This window comes from Paenibacillus macquariensis, assembly GCF_900156375.1.
Taxonomy (GTDB): Bacteria; Bacillota; Bacilli; order Paenibacillales; family Paenibacillaceae; genus Paenibacillus_AQ; species Paenibacillus_AQ macquariensis.
In genome coordinates this window covers 1-23,271 of record NZ_FTNK01000019.1, presented here as the reverse complement: position 1 = coordinate 23,271, position 23,271 = coordinate 1, and the positions used below count along the sequence as shown (strand labels likewise).

Annotated in this window: 19 protein-coding genes, 1 rRNA gene and 1 riboswitch; of the genes, 15 read left to right on the top strand and 5 right to left on the bottom strand. The window is 42.1% G+C overall.

What is annotated here, in order from left to right; all coding sequences use genetic code 11:
• Window positions 1-63: 63 nt before the first annotated feature.
• Window positions 64-1,425 (top strand): aminotransferase-like domain-containing protein, encoded by a 1,362-nt coding sequence (locus tag BW961_RS24155; protein ID WP_068590753.1) that lies wholly within the window; start codon window positions 64-66, stop codon window positions 1,423-1,425.
• Between the two features lie 62 nt (window positions 1,426-1,487).
• Here BW961_RS24155 and BW961_RS24150 read toward each other — a convergent pair whose 3' ends face one another.
• Entirely contained in the window at window positions 1,488-2,798 is a 1,311-nt protein-coding gene (locus BW961_RS24150) for a glutamate-1-semialdehyde 2,1-aminomutase (RefSeq protein WP_068590751.1), read from the bottom strand.
• A gap of 108 nt (window positions 2,799-2,906) precedes the next feature.
• On the bottom strand, window positions 2,907-3,905 hold the full coding sequence (locus BW961_RS24145) for an LCP family protein (protein ID WP_082867658.1): 999 nt from the start codon (window positions 3,903-3,905) through the stop codon (window positions 2,907-2,909).
• Between the two features lie 141 nt (window positions 3,906-4,046).
• Between BW961_RS24145 and bcp the strand changes: the two genes are divergently transcribed.
• The 3 genes from bcp (at window position 4,047) to BW961_RS24130 (ending at window position 6,675) form a co-directional block, all read left to right on the top strand.
• Window positions 4,047-4,520: a thioredoxin-dependent thiol peroxidase gene (bcp, locus tag BW961_RS24140; RefSeq protein WP_068590750.1), complete on the top strand. Its 474-nt coding sequence runs from the start codon at window positions 4,047-4,049 to the stop codon at window positions 4,518-4,520.
• Window positions 4,521-4,683: 163 nt separating this feature from the next.
• On the top strand, window positions 4,684-5,178 hold the full coding sequence (locus BW961_RS24135) for a MarR family winged helix-turn-helix transcriptional regulator (protein WP_170878606.1): 495 nt from the start codon (window positions 4,684-4,686) through the stop codon (window positions 5,176-5,178).
• 3 nt (window positions 5,179-5,181) lie between these two features.
• Window positions 5,182-6,675, top strand: coding sequence for a DHA2 family efflux MFS transporter permease subunit (locus BW961_RS24130; RefSeq protein WP_068590748.1), 1,494 nt, complete (start codon window positions 5,182-5,184; stop codon window positions 6,673-6,675).
• Window positions 6,676-6,826: 151 nt separating this feature from the next.
• On the opposite strand, the gene clpP is transcribed toward BW961_RS24130, so the two are convergent.
• The 3 genes from clpP to BW961_RS24115 form a co-directional block, all read right to left on the bottom strand.
• Window positions 6,827-7,411, bottom strand: coding sequence for an ATP-dependent Clp endopeptidase proteolytic subunit ClpP (gene clpP / locus BW961_RS24125; protein ID WP_068535909.1), 585 nt, complete (start codon window positions 7,409-7,411; stop codon window positions 6,827-6,829).
• A gap of 118 nt (window positions 7,412-7,529) precedes the next feature.
• Entirely contained in the window at window positions 7,530-8,219 is a 690-nt protein-coding gene (locus BW961_RS24120; protein WP_068590746.1) for a sigma-70 family RNA polymerase sigma factor, read from the bottom strand.
• Between the two features lie 193 nt (window positions 8,220-8,412).
• A complete protein-coding gene (locus tag BW961_RS24115; RefSeq protein ID WP_068590744.1) occupies window positions 8,413-9,060 on the bottom strand; it encodes a DedA family protein in 648 nt (215 codons plus the stop codon).
• 124 nt (window positions 9,061-9,184) lie between these two features.
• Between BW961_RS24115 and BW961_RS24110 the strand changes: the two genes are divergently transcribed.
• The 11 genes from BW961_RS24110 to BW961_RS24060 all read left to right on the top strand — a co-directional run.
• Window positions 9,185-10,528 carry a polysaccharide deacetylase family protein gene (locus BW961_RS24110; protein ID WP_244556050.1) on the top strand — a complete coding sequence of 448 codons (1,344 nt, stop codon included), beginning with the start codon at window positions 9,185-9,187 and terminating at the stop codon, window positions 10,526-10,528.
• Between the two features lie 113 nt (window positions 10,529-10,641).
• A complete protein-coding gene (locus BW961_RS24105; RefSeq protein WP_244556049.1) occupies window positions 10,642-11,631 on the top strand; it encodes an AAA family ATPase in 990 nt (329 codons plus the stop codon).
• Window positions 11,628-12,920 carry a DUF58 domain-containing protein gene (locus BW961_RS24100; RefSeq protein ID WP_068590742.1) on the top strand — a complete coding sequence of 431 codons (1,293 nt, stop codon included), beginning with the start codon at window positions 11,628-11,630 and terminating at the stop codon, window positions 12,918-12,920. Before BW961_RS24105 ends, BW961_RS24100 begins: the two co-directional genes overlap by 4 nt.
• Window positions 12,880-15,174 carry a transglutaminase-like domain-containing protein gene (locus BW961_RS24095; protein WP_068590740.1) on the top strand — a complete coding sequence of 765 codons (2,295 nt, stop codon included), beginning with the start codon at window positions 12,880-12,882 and terminating at the stop codon, window positions 15,172-15,174. Before BW961_RS24100 ends, BW961_RS24095 begins: the two co-directional genes overlap by 41 nt.
• A gap of 84 nt (window positions 15,175-15,258) precedes the next feature.
• Entirely contained in the window at window positions 15,259-16,797 is a 1,539-nt protein-coding gene (guaA, locus tag BW961_RS24090) for a glutamine-hydrolyzing GMP synthase (RefSeq protein ID WP_068590738.1), read from the top strand.
• 296 nt (window positions 16,798-17,093) lie between these two features.
• The gene (locus tag BW961_RS24085) at window positions 17,094-17,273 is read left to right on the top strand and encodes a hypothetical protein (RefSeq protein ID WP_068590736.1); all 180 of its coding nucleotides are present in this window, start codon (window positions 17,094-17,096) and stop codon (window positions 17,271-17,273) included.
• Between the two features lie 149 nt (window positions 17,274-17,422).
• Window positions 17,423-18,823 carry an ABC transporter substrate-binding protein gene (locus BW961_RS24080; RefSeq protein WP_082867656.1) on the top strand — a complete coding sequence of 467 codons (1,401 nt, stop codon included), beginning with the start codon at window positions 17,423-17,425 and terminating at the stop codon, window positions 18,821-18,823.
• A gap of 64 nt (window positions 18,824-18,887) precedes the next feature.
• A complete protein-coding gene (locus BW961_RS24075; RefSeq protein ID WP_068590734.1) occupies window positions 18,888-19,871 on the top strand; it encodes a carbohydrate ABC transporter permease in 984 nt (327 codons plus the stop codon).
• Between the two features lie 3 nt (window positions 19,872-19,874).
• Window positions 19,875-20,729 (top strand): carbohydrate ABC transporter permease, encoded by an 855-nt coding sequence (locus BW961_RS24070; protein ID WP_068590733.1) that lies wholly within the window; start codon window positions 19,875-19,877, stop codon window positions 20,727-20,729.
• Between the two features lie 251 nt (window positions 20,730-20,980).
• A riboswitch (purine riboswitch) is annotated at window positions 20,981-21,080 on the top strand.
• Between the two features lie 127 nt (window positions 21,081-21,207).
• Window positions 21,208-22,608, top strand: coding sequence for an NCS2 family permease (locus tag BW961_RS24065; protein ID WP_068590929.1), 1,401 nt, complete (start codon window positions 21,208-21,210; stop codon window positions 22,606-22,608).
• Between the two features lie 490 nt (window positions 22,609-23,098).
• A 16S ribosomal RNA gene (locus BW961_RS24060) occupies window positions 23,099-23,271 on the top strand; the annotation flags it as partial.

Sequence of the window (23,271 nt, the reverse complement as noted above, 5' to 3'; positions counted from 1 at the left end):
GAATACGCTACAATAACAACAAAGCCTAAGTGTACCGGTACAGAAATGGCTATGGGAGGAACAATGAATAAATACTCACGACTAATTCTAGCGCTGGAAGAACGGATTCAAGAAGGTGAATTCTCTCAAGGAAAGAAATTACCCTCGATTAGAGATTTAGCTTTGATGTATGACTGTAGCAAAAGCACGGTCATTCGTGCTTATGAGGAAATGGAGAAACGTCATCTCATTTATTCGATCCCTCAGAGTGGATATTATGTTGTACAAAGGAAGAGCAAGAATGATAACAGCTTGCTTCAAGATAACAAAGAGTCCGTATTGGATTTTGCATCATCTGCACCAGATAAACATGTATTCCCATATGTCGATTTTCAACATTGCATTAATAAAGCTATCGATGCATATCAGGATGATTTGTTCACCTACGGGACACTTAAGGGGCTTCCTTCTCTGATCCAGGTTCTACAGAAACACTTAGACGGATATCAGGTATTTGCCAAAAGGGATCAAATTGTAGTGACATCGGGTGTTCAGCAAGCGCTAGCTATTCTTGTCTCTATGCCTTTTCCTAGTGGCCGGGACACGATTGTAATTGAGCAACCGGGTTACTTTCTACTTATTGAGATGTTAAACACCTTGAAAATTCCGGTAATAGGGATACCTAGAAATGAAGAAGGAATAGATCTGGAGAAGTTGGAGGGGATATTTGCTTCAGGAAAGATAAAGTTCTTCTATACCATGCCTCGGTTCCATAACCCTTTAGGAACATCTTTGACGATGACGCAGAAGCAGGAAATCGCACGACTTGCATATAAGTATGACGTATACATTGTTGAGGATGATTATCTAGCAGATTTAGAGAGCGATTCTAAGGCAGATCCTATTTATGCTTACGCTTCTTCACCTCATGTTATTTATCTCAAAAGTTACTCTAAAATTCTCTTTCCAGGCCTACGGGTAGGTGTTGCTGTACTCCCTCCGTTATTGATTGACACATTCAGTCGATTCAAAGTGATTTTGGACATCGATACTTCAACGTTATCTCAAGCAGCACTTGAAATATATATGAAAAGTGGCATGTTCGAACGCCACCGTGAACGAATTAAGGCTTCATATAATAAAAAAATAGAGCAGCTTAACGAAGCTCTAACAAGAAATTCTGATCATGAGTTATTCGCAGTTGCGCCGCACAATCGGTGCGTACATACGATTGTGCCTCTGCCTAGAAAACTCTCATTTGATACGCTGAGACTTGCACTAAAGAAGCGTAACATTATCGTGGATAGCACAGAAAATTATTATCTAGCTGGAGGATATACCGAGAAAACGTTACGATTGAACGTATCTAATGTTCCGCATACCAGCATAGCTACAGGAATCGGAATCATTCGTCAAGAGATTGATAGATTGAACATTTCGCGATAAAAAAACAATCCGACGCTATGAGCAGAGTCGGATTGTTTTTATTTGCTGATATAAGTTGAATACTATAGAGTCATTGCTCGAAGTGAATCATCGGCAGCCTCAAGAGTTTTATCGATATCTTCATCCGTGTGAGCTGTGGTAAGGAACCAGGCTTCATATTTAGATGGAGCCAGATTAATGCCACGATTCAACATATGGCGGAAGAATGAAGCAAACACTTCACCATCGGTATCTTGGGCTTCTTCATAATTCGTAACAGGATGATCACAGAAATGGGTAGAGAAAGAACCACGAATTTGATTAATTGTTAGTGGAATTCCATGACGATCTGCTGACGATTTAAGACCATCTGTAAGTCTCACTGCAAGACGGTTCATTTCTTCATAGACACCTTCGCCTTGTAATACCTCTAGACAAGCAATACCTGACATAATGGAAGCTGGGTTACCAGCCATCGTTCCAGCTTGGTAAGCAGGTCCGAGCGGCGCGACTTGTTCCATAACATGTTTTCTGCCACCGTAGGCACCGATAGGTAATCCACCACCAATGATTTTACCTAAAGCTGTTAGATCAGGTACGATAGCCTCATGATTCTTAAGACCAGCAAATGTCTGTGTTGATCCATAGTGGAAACGGAATGCTGTGATGACCTCATCATAGATAACAAGTGAGCCATTATCATGAGTCATCTTGCACAGACCTTCGAGGAAGCCATCTTGAGGCATGACCATTCCGAAATTACCTACGATAGGTTCAACCATAACGGCAGCAACATCATCGCCCCAACGTTCGAGTGCGGCTTTAAGTGCATCTAAGTCATTAAAAGGTACAGTAATAACTTCTTGTGCAATACTAGCTGGAACCCCAGCACTATCTGGAATACCGAGTGTAGATGGACCTGATCCAGCGGCCACAAGTACTAAGTCTGAATGCCCGTGGTAACAACCGGCAAATTTAATGATTTTGCTACGCTTCGTGTATGCGCGAGCAACTCGAATTGTTGTCATAACGGCTTCTGTGCCGGAATTGACGAATCTGACCTTATCCATGGAGGGAATTGCTTCTTTTAGCATTAGTGCTAATTGAATTTCCCACTCTGTTGGAGCGCCGTACAATACACCATTCTCAGCTGCTCTGGTTATAGCTGCTGTAATATGGGGATGGGCATGTCCTGTAATGATAGGACCATATGCAGCAAGGTAGTCAATATATTGGTTATCATCGGCATCGAAGAAATGTGCGCCTTTGGCCCGTTTCATAAAGACGGGCGCCCCGCCACCTACCGCTTTGAATGAGCGGGAAGGGCTGTTGACGCCTCCAACAATATGCTGCAATGCTTCTTGATATAAAAGTTCGGATTGTGTACGTTTCATGATCTGTTAAACTTCCTTTCGCTATTTCTTAGGGAGTAGGCGTACGCAGTAAATGGGTAACTGCGTACGCCTACTCCCTATAAGTAAGGTGATAGGTTCATAATACTGTTATTCTGTCGTCGGTCCAACTTTTCCATCATTCACTGTAGATGCAGGTGACTTAAATACATTCTGTACATATTCATGCAATTCATCTAAATCCTTCACTGTGATTACGGATGCGCCACCGACATTTTCTTCTCCGAGAAGACTCATTGGTGGAATCTGCTCGCTACCTGCCATCGTACTTTGATATCCGATATTAGCAAGTTTCCACATATCATTCGTGGAGAGATTGGTATCAACAAATTCACTAACGTCTTCTAAGATAGAGGGAAGTTTCATGATTGTCGTAGTGGACTTCATTTTATCAGCTACTGTTTTTAGAAAGGCTCTTTGCCTCTCAGTTCGTGTGAAGTCAGATAACGCATCATGTCGAAAACGAACATATTGTAATGCTTTATCCCCATCAAGATGCTGTTGTCCTTTTTTAAGATCAATATCGTATTCGTGCTTGTCTGCTTTACTGCTGTACTTCATGTCTTTTTCAACATAGAAATCAACACCACCCAAGGAATCAACAAGCTTAATGAATCCTTGAAAGTCTGTGTATACATAATATTGAACGGGGATTCCCAGAAGATCACCGATAGCTTTCATCGCTGTGTTAGGGCCGTGTGTAATGGCTGCATTAATACGGTCTTTCCGGTATTCAGGAATATCGGTATAAGTATCTCTTAGAATGGAGAAAAGATGAATTTTCTTCTGTAAGGGGTCTAATGTGACTACCATCATACTGTCAGAGCGAGGAATGTCCCCTTTGGTTAAACCACGACCATCCACACCCATGATTACAATACTGACTAGCTCAGTTCCTTCCCATTTGGGAGGCTCAGGTACTTTGGCTTCAACTTGTTCTAAATGACTGAACGGAGATGCTTCGCCTTCTTTGTGTAATCCTTCTAGAACATTATTAATGGATGTGAAATAATACACAGTATAACCAATCACTGCAAGTAAGAGTACAGCAAGAACCCACCAGATGGTTCTTTTCGTCTTTCTCGTCATTCAAGCGTCTTCCTTTCATAATTCCGGAAATAGGTACATTTTTCGACATTGAAGGAATAGTGTTCATTACATTATAATTTTTTTTGTAGCTACAATCAATTTAATAAGTAGAATAATGACATATAAAGGAGATAATAAAGCATGGAATTGTTACAAATAGGTCAGAGCGCTCCAACATTCACACTTATGGCTTCAAATGGAGAAAAGGTATCACTAAGTGATTATCTTGGTCGTAAGGTTGTACTTTATTTCTATCCCAAGAATATGACACCTGGGTGTACAACGGAAGCTTGTAACTTCCGAGATGCTAATTCAGATATTGAGAATCTAGGTGCAGTGATTCTTGGAATTAGTCCGGATGAGGTGAAATCACACGGTAAATTTATCGAGCGGAATGATCTACCGTTTCTTCTTTTATCGGATGTAGATCATGCGGTAAGTGAATTGTATGGCGTGTGGCAGCTTAAGAAAATGTATGGAAGAGAATACTTAGGTATCGTGAGATCTACGTTTCTTATAGATGAAGATGGAATACTCATGAAGGAATGGCGAAAAGTTAAAGTCGCTGGACACTCAGAAGAAGTATTGACGACACTGCAATTGTTAGGACAATAACTATTACAAATGTATGATAGCAAATCGACTGACATGCCTATAAGGTCAGTTGATATGCTGTTACGTGACGTCTATTCATGAAAACGCTTTGAAAATAATATATGTAATTATTATCTTATGTTTATATTGACATGCTGAGATAGTAAGGATTACAATGATTCGTATGCGAAATAATATGGATCATCATACGGAGCAGAGTGTTGAAGATATGGATATTGATTCAAAGGAACAGATTCGTGAATTATTACATTCCTTTAATCAAGTAAAATATTCACTGTTTAATTTGTTACGGAAGAATGCGGATGCTTTGGGCACCACATTTATGCAATATCACGTATTGCGAACGCTTCATGATCATCCTGATATTGGATTATCCGAACTGGCAGACTTCATCCTTCTTGGCAATAGTACGACAAGCGGAGTAGTGGATCGATTGGTGAAGTCAGGTTTAGTGAGTCGCAAGCGGCTAGAAAGTGATCGCCGATCAGTTACATTACGAATAACAGACGAAGGAGATGAATTGCAAGATCGAATGGAACGTGCATACATGCAGTCATTGTCTCCTCTGAATCAGCTGAATGTTAATGATAGACAACATTTACTTCGAATTCAGCATCAGATGAATGAGATACTACAACAACAAGGAGAGATAGTTTAAATTATGAATCTTGATAATATAAAAAAAGGGCCAATAGTAGTGGCACTCATGATTGGGGCGTTTGTAGCTTTTCTTAACCAAACATTATTGAATGTTGCCCTACCTAGTATCATGAATGATTTAAAGATTGATGCGACTACAGGACAATGGTTAACGACAGGATATATGCTCGTCAACGGGGTTCTTATCCCAGTCACAGCCTATCTTATCTCTAGGTTTACAACGAGACAGTTATTTATTTCTGCGATGAGTTTATTCACGATAGGGACATTAATTTGTGGATTGTCACCTAACTTTGGAATATTAATGGTGGGCAGAGTCATTCAAGCTTCTGGTGCAGGTATTATTATGCCTTTAATGATGGTTGTATTCTTAAATATCTTCCCGATTGAGAAGCGTGGCGCAGCCATGGGTTTGATGGGGATGTCTATGATATTGGCTCCTGCCATTGGACCAACGCTTTCGGGTTGGATTGTAGAGAATTATGATTGGCGTGTCCTTTTCTATATTATTTTACCGTTTTCTGCTATTTCTACATTAATCGGTGTGTTCTTCTTGAAAAATGTTACAAAAGTAACGAAGCCTAAGTTTGATATGTTATCTATTGTACTATCTACTATTGGATTCGGTGGACTTCTATACGGATTTAGTGATGCAGGTACTGATGGTTGGGGAAGTACGATGGTTCTTTCTTGTCTAGTGGTGGGTACATTATCATTGATTCTTTTTGTATGGCGTCAAATGACATCAAAAAGTCCTATGCTTGAGTTTAGAATTTTCAAATATAAGATGTTTACATTGACGACTATTATTAACTGTCTTATCACCATTTCCATGTACGCAGGGATGATATTACTACCTATCTTCTTACAAAATATTAGACAATTCACACCTATGGAGTCAGGGATAATGATGCTTCCAGGTGCGATCCTAATGGGTATAATGTCTCCGATTACCGGGAAAATATTCGATAAGGTGGGTGCGAGATGGTTGTCTGTGATTGGTCTGCTCATTACCGTCGTTACGACCTTTGAGTTTACCCGTTTAACGGATGCAACCACGTATACACATATGATCCTTATCTATACGATACGTATGTTTGGAATGTCGTTAATGATGATGCCTATCCAGACGGCTGGTCTTAATCAATTGCCACAAAGCATGAATGCTCATGGTACAGCCATGTCGAATACACTGCGTACCATCGCAGGATCGATTGGAACGGCGATTCTTGTTACTGTGATGACGACACAAACCAAAAGTCATGCTACCGATTTAGCTGTAGCAGGTGGGGTCTCTCCAAGCGATAAAGAAGCGATGGCTCATATCGTTACAGAGTCCACCATTCATGGTATTAATCAAGCGTTCTTAATAGCTACATCGTTAGCCGTTGTTGCTCTTGTCTTAGCTTTCTTCATCAAAAAAACGAAACCTGCAATAGAGATTTCTGCCGATGAAGTGAAACAAATGAAGGGTGAGCTTAAGCAAGCTCAATAATAATGCAGAGTAAAGTTGGAATTAGTAAATGAATAGGAACCCGAAAGATGAACGCTTTTGTTTTTTGAAAAAGTGATCATCTTTCGGGTTTTTTTGCGAAAAAAATCCAACACCTTAGGAATATAAAAGGTTGGATTGTTAATCTTTTTCATTACAAGGGGGAACAGACTACTTCATCGACAATTCCATATGACTTGGCTTCTTCGGCTGATAAGAAGTAGTCTCTTTCCATGTCCATGGTGACCTTTTCTAAGGATTGACCCGTTTTTTCAGCAAATAAACGATTTAGTTGGTCCTTAATTTTCAGAATACGTCGTGCGGATATTTCAATGTCTGTTGCCTGACCTTGTGCTCCACCCAAAGGTTGATGAATCATAATTTCACTGTGTTGTAATGCAAGCCGTTTACCTTTATGACCAGCCAACAGTAAGAGTGATGCAGCTGAAGCAGCAAGCCCAGTACAAATGGTTCTGACATTCGGTTTGATAAATTGCATCGTATCATACACTGCAAACGCAGCAGTAACGGATCCTCCGGGGCTATTAATATACAGAGAAATATCTTTGTCTGGATCATCTGCTGCTAGAAAAAGAAGCTGTGCAACAATGTTGTTAGCCGTAGCATCGTTAATCTCCGATCCTAGAAATACGATGCGATCCTTCAGCAAACGGGAATAAATATCATACGACCGCTCTCCCTGAGAGGTCTGCTCAACAACGTAAGGAATAATACTCATTTTTGGAACCTCCTAAAAGTTTTTCGAAGAAAAACTACTTCGTAAGCATGGGTGTTAAATTTTTGCGAAGCAAAAATACTTCGTAAGCATGGTGTTAAAGTTTTTGCGTAGCAAAACCTTATGCTGCCATTTGAATGGGTGGTAAGGTTTGAAGCATCATACAGTGCGGTGAACGGGAATTTGTTTGCACATGTTTCTGTGAAGATGTGATACCAATTGCAATAATGAGCTCTTCGAGAATAGCAGGGTTCTCATATTTAACAGCATGAAGTAGCCGACTTTTAAACCAATCCTGAGAAATATTGAGCCAGTGGTGGCTAAAGTCTCCAGTATGGTCTTGGGACTTCTGGCGAGCACGATACAATAGCGCTTTAACAGCCGTTTCCTTGATCTGTAATGTATTTGCGATGTCGGACAATGAATACAGGAAAGCTTCCTTCATAACGAAAGCTAGCAGCTGTTTGGGTGTTAATTTCTCGATTAGCTGATCCAACGCTTCTTGAAGATCCTCTGATCTCTTGTCTTCATGACCACATTCATCCACCGGACCAAGCTGTAACTTAGACTTTTTGCGCACTTCGTCAATCCAAGAATTACGCGCAATAGTGCGAAGTAAGGGCATGGTGATATTCGGTTCTCCTTTAGACCCATAGAAAGTTAAGGTCTTAGCAAGTGTCTCCTGTGTTAAATCGTCGGCGTCCCAACAATTATTGGTGATAGAGCGACAGTGTTGTTGCAATATTGTATATAGATCTTCACATTGTTTCTTTAGTTCAATTTGTGTTTCCGTTTTTGTGTGGATTAACATGTTAATCACTCCTTCAAGGCCTATGGTTATATAACGTATGAGCAGGGTTGAAAGATACGCCCTCGATTTAATTTAAATTATGACCCGTGATACTTAATGGGTCTTTATATAATCAGTATCTACAGAAAGAAAGGGTGTCCCTAGTCATTGTACTAATGATTGTTGGGGCACCCTATTTTAGCATATGTAAATTTCATGATGATCGCTTAACTTTTTTCTTGCTAGATTTAGCAGACACCGTAAGCCGTCCTTTTTTACGGAAACGATAGGTTATGAATGTAAGAACGATAATGATTATCCCTGCTACAATCCATAGAGAATACATTTCTGCTAAGTGAAATGCAACTTGCCATTGGGGACCGAATATTCTGCCCACGCTTATAAAGAGAATGACCCAGAATAGTGCTCCGCTATAGGCATACAAGGCGAACTTACGGAAGGGAAGGGCATTCAGACCCGAGAAATAACCTGTGAAATGTCGAATACCTGGAACGAAGTAGCCGATAAGTATTAAGTTGTGCCCATATTTACTGAACCATTTCCGAGTTTTCTCAAGTTTACGTGGAGATAGAAATATCCATTTTCCAAATCGATTCACAAAGGGGAGACCGGCCCTTAGCCCAATGAAATAAGTAATTGTCATACCTATTGTTGTACCAAGGAAACCCATAATGATAAGCCATCCGAAATGTAGTGAACCTAAATAGGAAAGATAACCTGCATAGGCCATCGTTGTTTCTCCAGGAAAGGGAAGAGCAATGAACTCCAATAACAAACCTATAAACAATACTAGATAACCGTATTCCTCGAATAGAAGTTGAATCCATCGTAGTACTTCCATTTTGTTCACTCTCCAGATATAGTCCTATCATAAAAAACAATTCACACTCTAGTCTTTTTTTATAACCTCCACCATATAATCTATCAGAAAAGTTGAATTCATAGAAACGGTGGAGGTAAAATTTATGATTAAATCATTTTTTATCGGCAATAAACAAAAATTCTTATTCGTATTCTTGATGTTGTTACTGGCGGTGTTAATCATCCCCTTACAGGGAAGACAAGATATTAACCCACCACTTGATATAACGTCTACTCCTTATACGACTTCGCTATCATCCTCAATTGGAACATCTACACCGAACCAAGAATCGAGTCTTTTAGACTATCAAGCAACAAGTTCGCCTACGTTAGAGTTACTGTCTTCAACAACAAAGTCTCAATCTGACACTTCACTCTCACAAAAAACAGTGTATCTTACATTTGACGATGGGCCAAGTAAATTGACAAGTGAAGTACTAGATATTTTAAAAGAGTCCAATATACATGCTACCTTCTTCGTACTAGGTGAGCAAGTAAAACGTTTTCCAGAATTGGTTACTAGAGTGATAGAAGAGGGACATGCGCTAGGTAATCACACATATAACCACAATTACGAAGAGCTATATAAAGGATTCTCCCCATTTTGGAGTCAGATCAAACAGACCGAGGAAGCAATGGCTTCCATTACGGGCGCACATACGTCCTTAATAAGGGCTCCAGGAGGTACTGCGGGACATTTTGACGATACCTATTTCAAGTTATTGAAGGAAGGTGGGTATCAGGTAGTGGATTGGAATGTAGATAGTGGAGATTCGAAGCGACGTGGTGTTCCACACAATGAAATTATCAAAGAGGCGACAACGGAGATACACAACAATCAGGTTGTGGTGTTGATGCATGACGGGAGTGGACATGAGGAGACTGTGAAGGCACTTCCTAAGATTATTTCTTATTATAAAGATAAGGGGTACAAGTTCGATATACTTACGCCGGATTTGCCTGAAATTCAGTCTTTCCAGTTCAAAGTTACTCAGAGTGCCAAAGCGCTTAAACGCCCTCAACCTAGTGAAGAGTGGATTGCTACAAATGTGACTCCTAACGCTGAACTATTCTCTCATGGCAAACGGTTAGTCATGGAAATTGGAAGAATGGAGACAGAGTTTAAGCAGGGAGAATATCGTATTTCTGATGGAAAAATTATGGTTCCACTTCGGACAATGATGGATAAGATAGGTGTCAGTGTGAGGTGGGATGTTAAGAATAAGTTGGCAATCATAGATACGGGTTTGAATACCCTTCAAATTAGTGTAACGACTGGTGAGTGGACTAGTAGCAAGAAGGATGCGATTGTTCGAACCATGAACGTGCCTGTTCAAATGAACGGGGATGCGTTATGGGTCCCACTTCGTGAAGTTCTAAGCGCAACAGGACATAATCCTATTTCAATCCAAGTAAACGATCAAGAGTGGAGAATAAGAACCCTATGATTAATACCATTTCTATGATAATTAAATAGTTGGATGTCTACTTCTCTTCTTTTATGGAAATAATAGTTGATAGATTTAAACAGAATCAATCCATGAGGAGAAGAGAGGTAATCATGTTGTCTACTCCATCTATGAATCACAAAGAGTTCGCGCCGGATCTGATAGATAGAATGATTTCACGCGTGAGTACAGTTATGATTGGAAAAGAGTCGGAGATTCGCCTTGTACTCATGTCTATGTTAAGCGGTGGGCATGTGCTATTAGAAGATGTACCTGGTGTGGGTAAAACCATGCTTGTTCGAACAATTGCTGCTTGTATGGGGGGATCTTTTGGTCGTATTCAATTCACTTACGATCTAATGCCTTCTGATATTACAGGTATTTCAGTATATCATCCACATACGGGGCATTTTGAATTCAGACCAGGACCCATCCTGTCTAATGTTGTATTAGCAGATGAGATTAATCGTGCCTCTCCACGTACGCAATCAGCTCTGCTGGAAGCGATGGAGGAGAGGAAGGTTACCGTCGATGGTTCAACGTATCTATTACCACGTCCTTTTTTACTGTTAGCTACGCAGAATCCACTTCAATTTGAAGGTACGTATAGGTTGCCTGAAGCGCAACTTGATCGTTTCCTTATACGGCTTAGTCTAGGTTATCCAAGCCCAGAGCAAGAGATCAATTTATTATCACGTATGCAAAGTAACCATCCTTTGGATCAAGTGAGGCCTGTGATTATGGCTGAAGAAATGGAAGCCATGCAGCGAGATGTGAAGAATGTGTTTGTAGATGATTCCATTAAACATCTGATTGTATCTGTTGCTGATGAGTCACGACGTCATCCTAGGATACAGCTTGGCATCAGTCCGCGCGGAAGCTTGTCATGGATGGTGGCTTCGCAAGCGGCAGCTTATATGAATGGTCGGATGTACGTCACACCAGATGATATTAAAGACACGGCTGTTGCTGTCCTTTCCCATCGTATTGTCATTCATGCTCGTAGCTTAATGGAAGGTATTTCGGGAGAAGAACTAGTGGTAGAACTGATGTCTAGAATCAGCGTACCTCCGTATCGAAGTCGGAGAGGAAGCAGATTATGAGGTCCAGGATATGGGATTGGTTGATTGCTATCGCTTGGTTAGGAGCACTCATTTCATTGTATATGTGGAATGGAGGAGCTTCTGTATGGTTTCTGATGATTGTTACGGTAATCTTTATGTTTGGGGGCTTAATGCTGCAATGGTTCGGCGCTCAAGCTATTGAGATTAAGAGGACAGTCAATCCATCAAAGATTACCGCGGGACAAGATGTTGAAGTAGAAGTGCATATTGAATTTCGGTCTGTACTTCCCCTTCCTTGGATGAGTATCACGGATTACTTCACAAACAGTAGTTATAGCAAGCTATTATTTCCGGGATGGCGTCGTTCATTTACCTATACGTACAGTTTAGAGAACATCCCTCGGGGAGTCATAACCTATCAAGTCTGCCAAGTGGAGTGGGGTGGGCTGTTTCGTTGTTTCAAGAATAGTTATCTACTGCCATGTGAAGAAGATATTATCGTACTACCGCTCCCTGCAATCATCTCCGTAGAACATGGATGGACAAGTCAGGAAGTTAGAGATGGAGAGCAAGTCGGGCATCAACCGAAACGTACTACAGGTGCTTGGGGGTTAGAGGTTCGCGACTATCATACGGGGGATCCATTGAGTGGGGTGCATTGGAAAAGCTCTGCACGACGAGGGAGATTACAGACGCGTCTACTTGAAGAGGCAGAGGATCTTGAGGTGTGTATTATTCTGGATCATTGTCCAGAGAGTTATACACTAATAACTTCTGATATAGAAAGCCAAAAGAAGGCTACACATGAGTTGTTCGAAGGCGCTGTTTCCGCTGCTGCTAGTTTACTTGAGAAGGCATTAGAAGAAGGGATTCAAGTGGATATAATTTGCGGAGAGGGTAGTCTGAAGAATCCCATGGTGTCTCCCGTGGATCCCACTATCCTTGCCTTCATCGAACCCAATGGAACGAAGAGAATCTCTGAGGTGATGGAGGGCACGGATCATTTACGACATGGAACAAGGGTTGCTGTCATTACAGGGAGCTTACATGATGATCTTACAAGAGCGGTTACCAATCTACAACGTAAAGGCCTGAAGGTAGATATATACTCCGTTGTTTCTTCTGTTCCTTCAACGATTAGAAATAGTACAGATGCCGAACGAACAAGACAAGACACGATTGCAAATTCACTCCGTTGCTTAGGTGTCAGGTTATTCAGGTTAAACATGGCACCAGCGAGAACAAAGACTTCAATAGAAGGCTTCGTTGGTAAGGAGGTGAATAGCTATGACGGTTCCTATACAGAACGGAGAAATCGCTACATATAATCCGATTGGTATTGCTCCTCAGAGAACCGATAACTCTCTTCATATATCTAAAAGAGGGGATACACTGTTGTATCGTTGTATATTGTCTTTGCCTATTATGGGATTATTCGCGGAGTGGCTGTTTCCACTCTCTAACGAATATTTCAGCTTAAGTGCTCCGTTAATAGAAGTCTTGTATGGACTAACGGCCTTGTTATTACTCGTGGGGATGTTTCATTCGAAGAAATGGATTTCTATCCCCTTGCATCTAGTCTTAACTGTTGGAGCATGGGCCCTTCTCTTTGGACAAGACGGAGGGTTAGATTGGTTTATTTCTTATGGGGCTATTGCACAGCATGATTTCACAGTCGTTATACAGGAAGGGAATTTAAACGTTATTGGACCAGAGACCCGTACACTGATCCTTATGATGGGCTGGAGTCTATTGGTATCAACGGTACAATCCTTGGCTCTTTATCGTGGGAGTATAGGACTCTTCGCTACAGCAACCTTAGTCTATTTACTCTGCCTAGAAAAGCTACTTGGATTAGAGGTCTATCCAGATATTATCCGCACGGCTCTATTGCTTGTTATTCTTTATGGCGGCATCTCTTTATCTAGACTCCTAGAAGGTTCTTCCTCTTCTTATGGAATAAGCAATCGCAAATATAGTGCGTGGTTTGTCATTGTTTGTGTGGTAGGTACGATGGTTGTTGGTGCAGCGTGGATGAGCGGTAAAGTGATCTCCGTTGAGCCTACGAAGCAGATTAGTATTAAAGCTGCTGTAGAGAAATTAAAAGATTGGTCGGGAGTCCAGTTTAATCAGCGGGACGCGCGCACAGCTGTCACTGGATATGGTTCAGGAGAGCAGGACTTGGGTGTGCCTCTTAAGCTTAGTAGTAAGACAGAATTCACGGCAGAATCACCTGTAAGGTCTTATTGGCGTGGGGAGACTTTCGGTTATTATGATGGTCGACGTTGGTCGGAACCACAGGCTTATTTCAACGCCGTTGATAAGAAAGCTAACTTGCAGAATGATAGTCTACTGAGTAAAGACAGCGAGCAGAAGTCCATTGTTCAGACAATACATTTCGATCAACCCATGAAGGGGGAGTTCCCTCTATTTAGTGGTGGGTTTGTTGGGCAAGTTACGAATATAACTACGATGGACGGAGACAGCGCGGTGTATCTGTTACATGATGAAATAGCCGACACCCTTAAATATCCAGGGACCGTAAGCTCTAGTCCTGTAGCAAGTTATCAAGTCGAAGTTACGCTTCCATCGATAAATGCTGTGTTATTGCGTAAAGCTTCGGGTAGTGATCCCGAGTCAATCACGAAACGATATTTACAGTTGCCAGAACAACTTCCGGTTCGGGTGAAGGAACTAGGTGTCCAAATGACATCTAATACGAATAATCGCTATGATGCGGTATGGGCAGTACAGACCTATCTACAGAACAATTATAAATATTCTCTTAATACGAGCGTTCCTCCAGCCAATCAGGACTTCGTTGACAACTTTTTATTCGAGACTCGACTCGGATACTGTAACCATTTCTCTACATCTATGGTGGTTCTTCTTCGAAGTCAAGGAATTCCATCTCGTTTGGTAAAAGGATACGCACCAGGAACACTCGAGGATGGTAGTAGTACGACCTATGATATTAAGTCGAGTGATGCACATTCTTGGGTAGAGGTGTATTTCCCTCAGATGGGATGGATTCCTTTTGATCCAACACCAGGAATTTCGGATCAGGAAGAGTTTTCAGAATCGGTTGCAATAACCAAACCGGAGGGGGATAATAAAGGGTCTATTGTGAATTTTATTACCGATCGTATGGATCAGCTCGTGGGAATGGTATCAGAGATGCGAATAGCGACAGTCGAAGCGGGGTACTTTATCCCAGGAATGATTGTTGTGACGACATTAATTACCGCTACGATTATTAGCATTTGGAAAAGTCGCCGATACCTTCGTTTGTGGAAGTTACGTTACATAACGAGGAGCAATTTCCCTCAAAAAGAACAATTGTTACAGGCTGCTCTTCTTATTTGGGACGAGGTTGGCAGGCGTTATGGTTTCATTCCCAAGGGAGTTACTATAAGAGAGTATGTCCATTCCCTCTCTATTACGGATGAGAACCTACGAGGGGAATTAGTTCAATTTGTGGATCAATGGGAAAGCATCGCTTACGACAAAGTGCTCCTCAACCGTGTTCAAAGTATATCCTTTTTACAACGTTGTACAACGTTAGCTCATTCACTGTCATAATCATCTAGGTCTAACTTTCTTGACGGTATGATTTACGTTTGCGTATAATTAGCAATAACAATTAAGGGAGGCACGAACAACATAATGAGTAAACCTAATGAAATCATCGTAGTCCTTGACTTTGGAGGACAATATAATCAATTGATCGCACGCCGCATCCGCGACTTGGGTGTATATAGCGAATTGTTGCCATACAACACACCAGCTGAGAAGATTCGCGAACTTTCGCCTAAAGGAATTGTATTCTCTGGAGGCCCATCCAGTGTGTATGCAGAGAACGCACCACACGTAGATCCAGCTATCTATGATCTGAACCTTCCGATCTTAGGTATTTGTTATGGGATGCAGCTTATGGCACATCAGTTGAACGGAAAAGTAGAACGTTCTTCTAAACGTGAATATGGTAAGGCTGATTTGCAATTCAATAACCAGACAACACTTCTTAAAGGTTTAGAACTGAATCAGACAGTATGGATGAGTCATGGAGACCACGTAGTGGAACTTCCAACAGGATTCGTTCTGGATGCTGGGACGGAATCTGCACCGATTGCAGCGATGAGTAACATTGAGAAGAAGTTGTATGCAGTTCAGTTCCATCCAGAAGTTCAGCACTCTGTGAATGGTAACGAAATGATTCGTAACTTCCTTTATGAAATTTGTCAATGTGATGGCAATTGGACAATGGAGTCTTTCGTTGAGGATAAAGTTCGCGAGATTCGTGAGCTTGTTGGAACGGATAACGTATTGTGCGCACTAAGCGGAGGAGTAGATTCTTCTGTTGTGGCAAGACTGATCCACAGAGCTATCGGTGACCAGTTGACGTGTATGTTCATTGATCATGGACTATTGCGCAAGGGTGAAGCTGAGAGTGTAATGGAGACTTTCGTAGGTAAATTCGATATGAAAGTTGTTAAAATCGATGCACGTGATCGATTTATGTCCAAGCTTGCTGGTGTAGATGATCCTGAGCAGAAACGTAAAATCATCGGAAATGAATTCATCTATGTATTTGAAGAAGAATCCGGTCAGTTCGATGAGTTCAAATATTTGGCGCAAGGAACACTTTATACGGACATCGTAGAGAGTGGAACGGCTACAGCTCAAACGATCAAATCACATCACAATGTGGGTGGACTTCCTGAAGATATGAAGTTCAAATTGATAGAACCTTTGAACACATTATTTAAAGATGAAGTTCGTAAAGTCGGAGAAGAATGTGGATTACCTCCTGAAATCGTATGGCGTCAACCTTTCCCAGGACCGGGTCTTGCGATTCGCGTATTGGGTGAAGTAACAGAAGAGAAGCTAACGATTGTACGGGAATCCGATTATATTCTACGTGAAGAAATTGCGAAAGCAGGATTAGATCGTGAAATTTGGCAGTACTTTACCGCTCTTCCTAATATGAAGAGTGTAGGTGTAATGGGCGATGCTCGCACCTATTCTTATACGGTAGGTATTCGTGCAGTTACTTCAATTGATGGTATGACAGCTGATTGGGCTCGTATCCCATGGGATATCTTAGAGAAAATCTCCGTTCGTATCGTAAATGAAGTGGATAATGTTAACCGTATCGTGTATGACGTTACCTCTAAGCCACCTGCAACGATTGAGTGGGAGTAGACTGGGGGATTTGATGATGTTAATCGCTCATAAACCCTTGATACATAAGGGGTTGTGGCATTAGCATAGGTGATGTTCCACGTACACCTGCAACAATTGAGTGCAAAAAATTACTCTCTTTTATTCGCGTTAATTCGCCAATAGAAGGGGGTTTTTTTATGACCAAACTCAATGAGTTGATTGAGGATTTCAAACTAAACCAAGAAGTTTTGGGAAGTGGGGAAAGCATTCCGTTGTCGATGCGAGCGTAATTCCCCGCCATCACAGTAGATACCGCGTCCATTAAGCTCCCGCAAATGTTCATTGATCTATTAGACAAATTGAATAAGGCTAATGAAGTACCCCTTTATCTGGATACCCATATGAAACCGGGCGCTTCCAGTATGCACATTAATCAGGTTCAGGCGATGTTCGGCAAAGCGGTCACTCAGGAAGACTTCATCAAGAAAAAGGACGCCAAGGCAGAAATCCCTTGAGTGTCCTTTTTTATGCCTTGCACGGAACAAAATCCAATCAAAGTGGAATTTTTCCCAATAGTAGGTCCTTATGCCTGAGAATCATAGAGTTTATAATTATGTATGCGGTTATAAAAAACCGAGGAATCAATAAAAGGGGAGGTTGAAGTATGAAAAGTATGAAACGTGTTTTAGTCGGGATCTCTACAATGCTCGTGATGTCATCTGCTCTCGCAGCGTGTAGTGGTAACTCAAACTCATCAAGCCCAAACTCAAGTCCAACTCCATCAACTAAGACTGCCGAGGCTCCATCAAAAGGGAATGACCCGAAAGTCACCATCAATCTCTGGAGCTTCACGGACGAGATTCCGAACATGACCAAAAAGTATATGGAAACCCACCCTGATGCGAATGTGGATTTCAAAACCACGATCATCGCAACCACCGATGGCGCTTATCAGCCTGCTCTTGACCAGGGCCTTGCCGGCGGCGGTAAAGATGCCCCGGACATTTATGCAGCTGAATCGGCGTTCGTGCTCAAGTATACGCAAGGCGACGCATCCACCTATGCAGCTAACTATGCTGATCTGGGTCTTGACGACCAAATGGTTAAGGATGCGGGCATCGCCCAATATTCGGTTGACATAGGTAGCAAAGATGGCGAACTGAAAGGCCTCGGCTATCAAGCGACCGGTGGCGCCTTTATCTATCGCCGTTCGATTGCCAAGGATGTCTTTGGAACGGACGATCCGGCTACCATCAAAAATGAAGTAGGGCCTGGCTGGGAGAAGTTCTACGATGCAGCCGCAAAGCTGAAAGCTAAAGGCTACGGCATCGTTTCCGGCGACGGAGATATTTGGCACCCGATCGAGAACAGTTCTGACAAGGGTTGGATTGTCGATGGTAAACTTCAGATCGATCCGAAGCGCGAACAGTTCCTCGATCTCTCCAAAAAGCTGAAAGACAATGGCTATCATAACGATACACAAGACTGGACGGAAGCATGGTACGCGGATATGTCCGGCGCCGGCGCCCAACCGATCTTCGGTTTCTTCGGTCCCGCTTGGCTCATCAACTACGTGATGAACGGTCAAGTGAAAGACACGGATGGCGACTGGGCTGTTACCGAGCCACCGACAGGCTTCTTCTGGGGAGGTACCTGGTTGCTCGCCAACAAGGACGTTACCAAGGATGATGCCAAGAAACAGGCTGTTGCGGACTTTATCAAGTGGGTTACGCTCGATAGTTCCGAAACAGGTCTACAATATTACTGGGCTAACGGCAAGATGACGACGGGCGAGCAAGGCACGAAGGACAGTGTTGCATCTTCCGTCGTTATGGAGAAATCAAACGGCGAAGTTCCGTTGCTCGGTGGACAGAACATGTTCGACGTGTTCGTTCCATCAAATGCTAACGCTTCAGGCAAGAACTTAACCCAGTACGACGAAACGATTAACAAGCTCTGGCGCGATCAAACACGTGAATACACTGCGGGCAACAAGCCCCGCGACAAAGCGATTGAAACCTTCAAGCAGCAAGTTAAAGACCAGCTTGGCATTGATAGCGAATAAGAAGGAGCAGCAAGGGGCGGGTGAGTTTTCCCGCCCCTTCATAATCAATTAATGAGGTGAGAGCATGCGCCGCAAAGGTGTTAACTATTCGAAATACGGCTATATTTTTACCTTTCCGTTTGTCCTTGCATTTCTGATTTTCTCGCTGTATCCCATTTTATATACTGCATTCATCGGGTTCACTGATATGCAGGGATTAATACCAAAAACAATCCATATTCTGGATGATCCTTTTAAAAACTTCAAAGATCTCCTCTTTGAGAACGCCTCGTTCAGGAAGTCCTTGCTCAACACTGGGTTGCTCTGGATTGTCAACTTCATTCCCCAGATGGTTCTCGCGCTATTGCTCACTGCATGGTTCACGAACCGGCGCCTCAACATAAGGGGGCAAGGTGCGTTCAAAGTTCTGCTTTATATGCCCAATATTATCACTGCGAGTACGATCGCCGTGCTTTTCAGCACTTTGTTTGCGTATCCAATGGGTCCCGTAAATAGTTTGTTTCATATGCTGGGATGGTCCGATGCTCCGATTTTCTTTTTACAGGATAAGACGACAGCGCGAGGTATTGTGGCGTTCATCCAGTTCTGGATGTGGTATGGCAACACCATGATCATTCTTATAGCAGGCGTTATGGGCATAAATCCCGCTCTCTTCGAGTCCGCGGCAATTGACGGAGCAAACGGGTTTCAAACCTTCTTTCGCATTACGCTACCGAGTCTCCGTACGATATTGCTTTTCACGTTGATTACATCGATGGTCGGCGGTTTGACCATGTTCGATATTCCGCAACTGTTCCTTGCAGGCGGACCGGACGACTCTACGCTTACCACGTCCATGTTTATTTACGGGCAAGCGTTCAAGGGTAGCTATATGTATAATCGCGCTGCAGCGGCGAGCATGATGATGTTCGTGATCGCGGCGGCATTGTCTGGAATGCTGTTCTACCTGATGCGCGACCGCGACGCGGCAAAATTGAAAAAAGCAGAAAAAGCGGAAAAAATGAATAATAGAAAAGCTGCTGCTCAAGCAGCCGTGAAGGAGGGGTAGCACATGGACAAAAATCAGAGAAGTGGAACAGCCAACCGAAAGATAAGCAAGACGATTATTTATATCGTCTGTATCTTTTTGGCGGTTCTCAGCATCCTTCCGTTTTGGATCATGTTTGTAAACGCTACGCGCTCTACACCGGAAATCCAAAACGGTCTCTCGCTACTTCCTTCAACTCATATGATGAGCAACCTGCGGGTGCTGCTCGACAAGAGCTTCGATCCACTTCAAGGGTTCTTGAATTCGTTCATTATCTCCAGTTCTGCAACTCTATGCACGGTCTATTTTTCGTCCTTGGCGGCCTATGGGCTCGTGACCTATAGTTGGAAGCTGCGCAGTTCATTCTTTACCTTCATCATGTGCGTGATGATGATTCCTTCCCAGGCAAGCGCAATCGGATTCTATCAGTTCATGTATAAATTGCATTGGACAAATAGCTTTCTTCCGCTAATTCTGCCCGCGATTGCAGCGCCTGCGGTGGTGTTCTTCATGCGCCAATACCTGCTTGCAACTCTGTCGATGGAGATCGTGGAAGCATCACGTGTAGACGGATCTGGTGAATTCTCCACATTCAACCGGATCATCCTACCGCTGATGATGCCGGCAGTGGCGACGCAGGCTATCTTTGCATTTGTGGCCAATTGGAACAACCTGTTTATGCCGCTGATTCTGCTGACACAGAAGGAGAAATATACGATGCCGATCATGGTAAGCTTGCTTCGCGGTGATATCTACAAAACGGAGTTCGGCTCGATCTATATGGGGCTGGCCTTGACGGCTTTACCACTGTTTGTAGTTTACTTCCTGTTGTCCCGGTATATTATCGTGGGCGTAGCGCTGGGAGGCGTGAAAGAATAACCCCGTCAAGCTGGCATTCGAAGATAAGACAAGGAAGAGCAACCCGTTATATTAATGGGATTTGCTCTTCTTTTTTTACCTTATCAACTTGATGAATACGTTAGTTAGTAAATATCTTATCCATTGTATGGGAAATATAAGGAAACTAGATCATGCTAAATCGACTTATTCACGAACAATAATATAATAAAATATAATAATGTACGGATTTATGATTGACAAGTAAAGTTGTTTAGACATAAAATGATTAAGCACAACAACACATAATATTTCGTATAATTCCGAGGATTGGCTTGGAAGTCTCTACGAGGTCACCATAATGACCTGGCTACGATTATAAAAGAAACGTACGTTTACAATAGCCATCAGGCTGTCAACATACGGGTTATTCTCTTTTTTATTCAGGCTGGAGTCACTATGACTTCAGCTTTTTGTTGCTGTTCAACATATCTAAGGGGGAAGTATTTTAATGAATCGATTGAATCGGTTTTTTAAACTGAAACAGAATGGTACGACAGTACGCACAGAGATTATGGCTGGTTTGACGACATTTATGGCAATGGCTTATATCTTGTCTGTCAATCCGAACACGCTAACGGCTTTTGGTCAAATTGATATGGGATGGTATTCTGTATTTTTGGCTACAGCATTAGCAGCAGGTATTTTTACAATTGCAATGGGTTTGTTCATTAATTTCCCGGTTGCGTTAGCACCTGGTATGGGTTTGAATGCTTATTTCGCTTCTGTTGTATTGTCTTCAGCATCGACGGATCATCCGTTTACTTGGCAAATGGGCTTAACAGCGGTATTTATTTCTGGGTTGATCTTTATTCTCTTGACGATTACTCATGTGCGTCAAATGTTACTGGATGCAATTCCAGATAGTTTGAAACATGCAATTACAGTAGGTATTGGTTTATTCATTACCGTACTCGGATTGAAGAACAGTGGACTTATGACAATCGGTGTTGAAGCTGGTAAGGACATTCCAGCACATACATTTACGGATGTGCTCGGGTTTGAAACAGTCATTCATTTAGGTAGTCTAAATAATACAGATGTTCAATTAGCACTTGTTGGCGTGATTCTAATTGCTATTCTTATGGTACTCCGTGTTAAAGGTGCGATTCTGTTCGGTATCCTTGGTACAACAGTTGTAGCTATGTTGATGGGTGTAGTAAATTTCAATTCACTACAAAGCTCGGATATTCATTGGGTTCCTGACTTCACACAGATGAACTTTATGTCCTTCGATTGGGAAGGGATTATGCATACAGGTCTTATCTCTGCAATCGTGACGTTTACCTTTGTAGAATTGTTTGATACGTTCGGTACATTGGTTGGTACTGCAACACGTGCAGGTATTATGAAAGATCCGGTAGAAGGTAAGAAACGTGTAGGTAAAGCAATGTTTGTAGATGCAGTTGCTGTAACAGGTGGTGCAATGCTAGGTACTTCTACTACAACGGCATTTGTTGAAAGTGCAGCAGGGGTAGCGGAAGGCGGTCGTACAGGTCTTACTGCAGTAACAACAGGGGTATGTTTCTTATTAGCATTGTTCCTAGCTCCAGTAGTGGCACTGATTCCAGGGTCCGCTACTGCAGCAGCACTTATTATCGTAGGTGTACTCATGGTGCAATCCATTAAAGAAATCGACTTTCAGGATATGGTTATTGCTATTCCGGCTTTCTTAACGATTACATTGATGCCTTTCACTTACAATATCGCTAACGGGATTTCATTCGGTATTGTGACTTATGTTATTCTGGCTACTTTCGGTAATCTTGTAGAGAAGAAGAAATATAACATTCACTGGTTGATGTGGGTGTTGGCAGTTCTGATCATTCTACGTTATGTATTCCTCGGTAGCGCAGGTTAATAAATAATGTAGGGAATTGAAAGCATGGCCACGTCAGGTGGCCATGCTTTTTTTTGGTTATATATATAGAAGAGAGAGCATTCGGGGGGAATCTTCTATATAAGATAAAAGCGTGTATAAATATATCCTATTTGGGGTAATTATAATTTCTACAAACATATTATAAAAAAATACTTGCTATTCCTTTTAGCCCGTGATATATTATTAGTCCGGCCAACAAATAACACATTTATTGAATCGGCAAGCCAATATCGAATGAAACTCAAATCGAAAAAAAAGCTTGCACAAACGAACCGGACATGATATGATATAAAAGTTGTCACCGAGACACAGTGGTAACAACAAAACGAAATAATTGGTCTTTGAAAACTGAACAACGAGTGAGTAGATTTCACGAAAGTGAAATCAAAACAAATGAGAAATCATTTGATAGAGAATGAAAATTCTCGCCAGTTTGTTTCAAAATGAGCATTCGCTCTTTCTAAATACCAATTTGGAGAGTTTGATCCTGGCTCAGGACGAACGCTGGCGGCATGCCTAATACATGCAAGTCGAGCGGAGTCGTTTTGAAAGCTTGCTTTCAAAACGACTTAGCGGCGGACGGGTGAGTAACACGTAGGTAACCTGCCTGTAAGACTGGGATAACTACCGGAAACGGTAGCT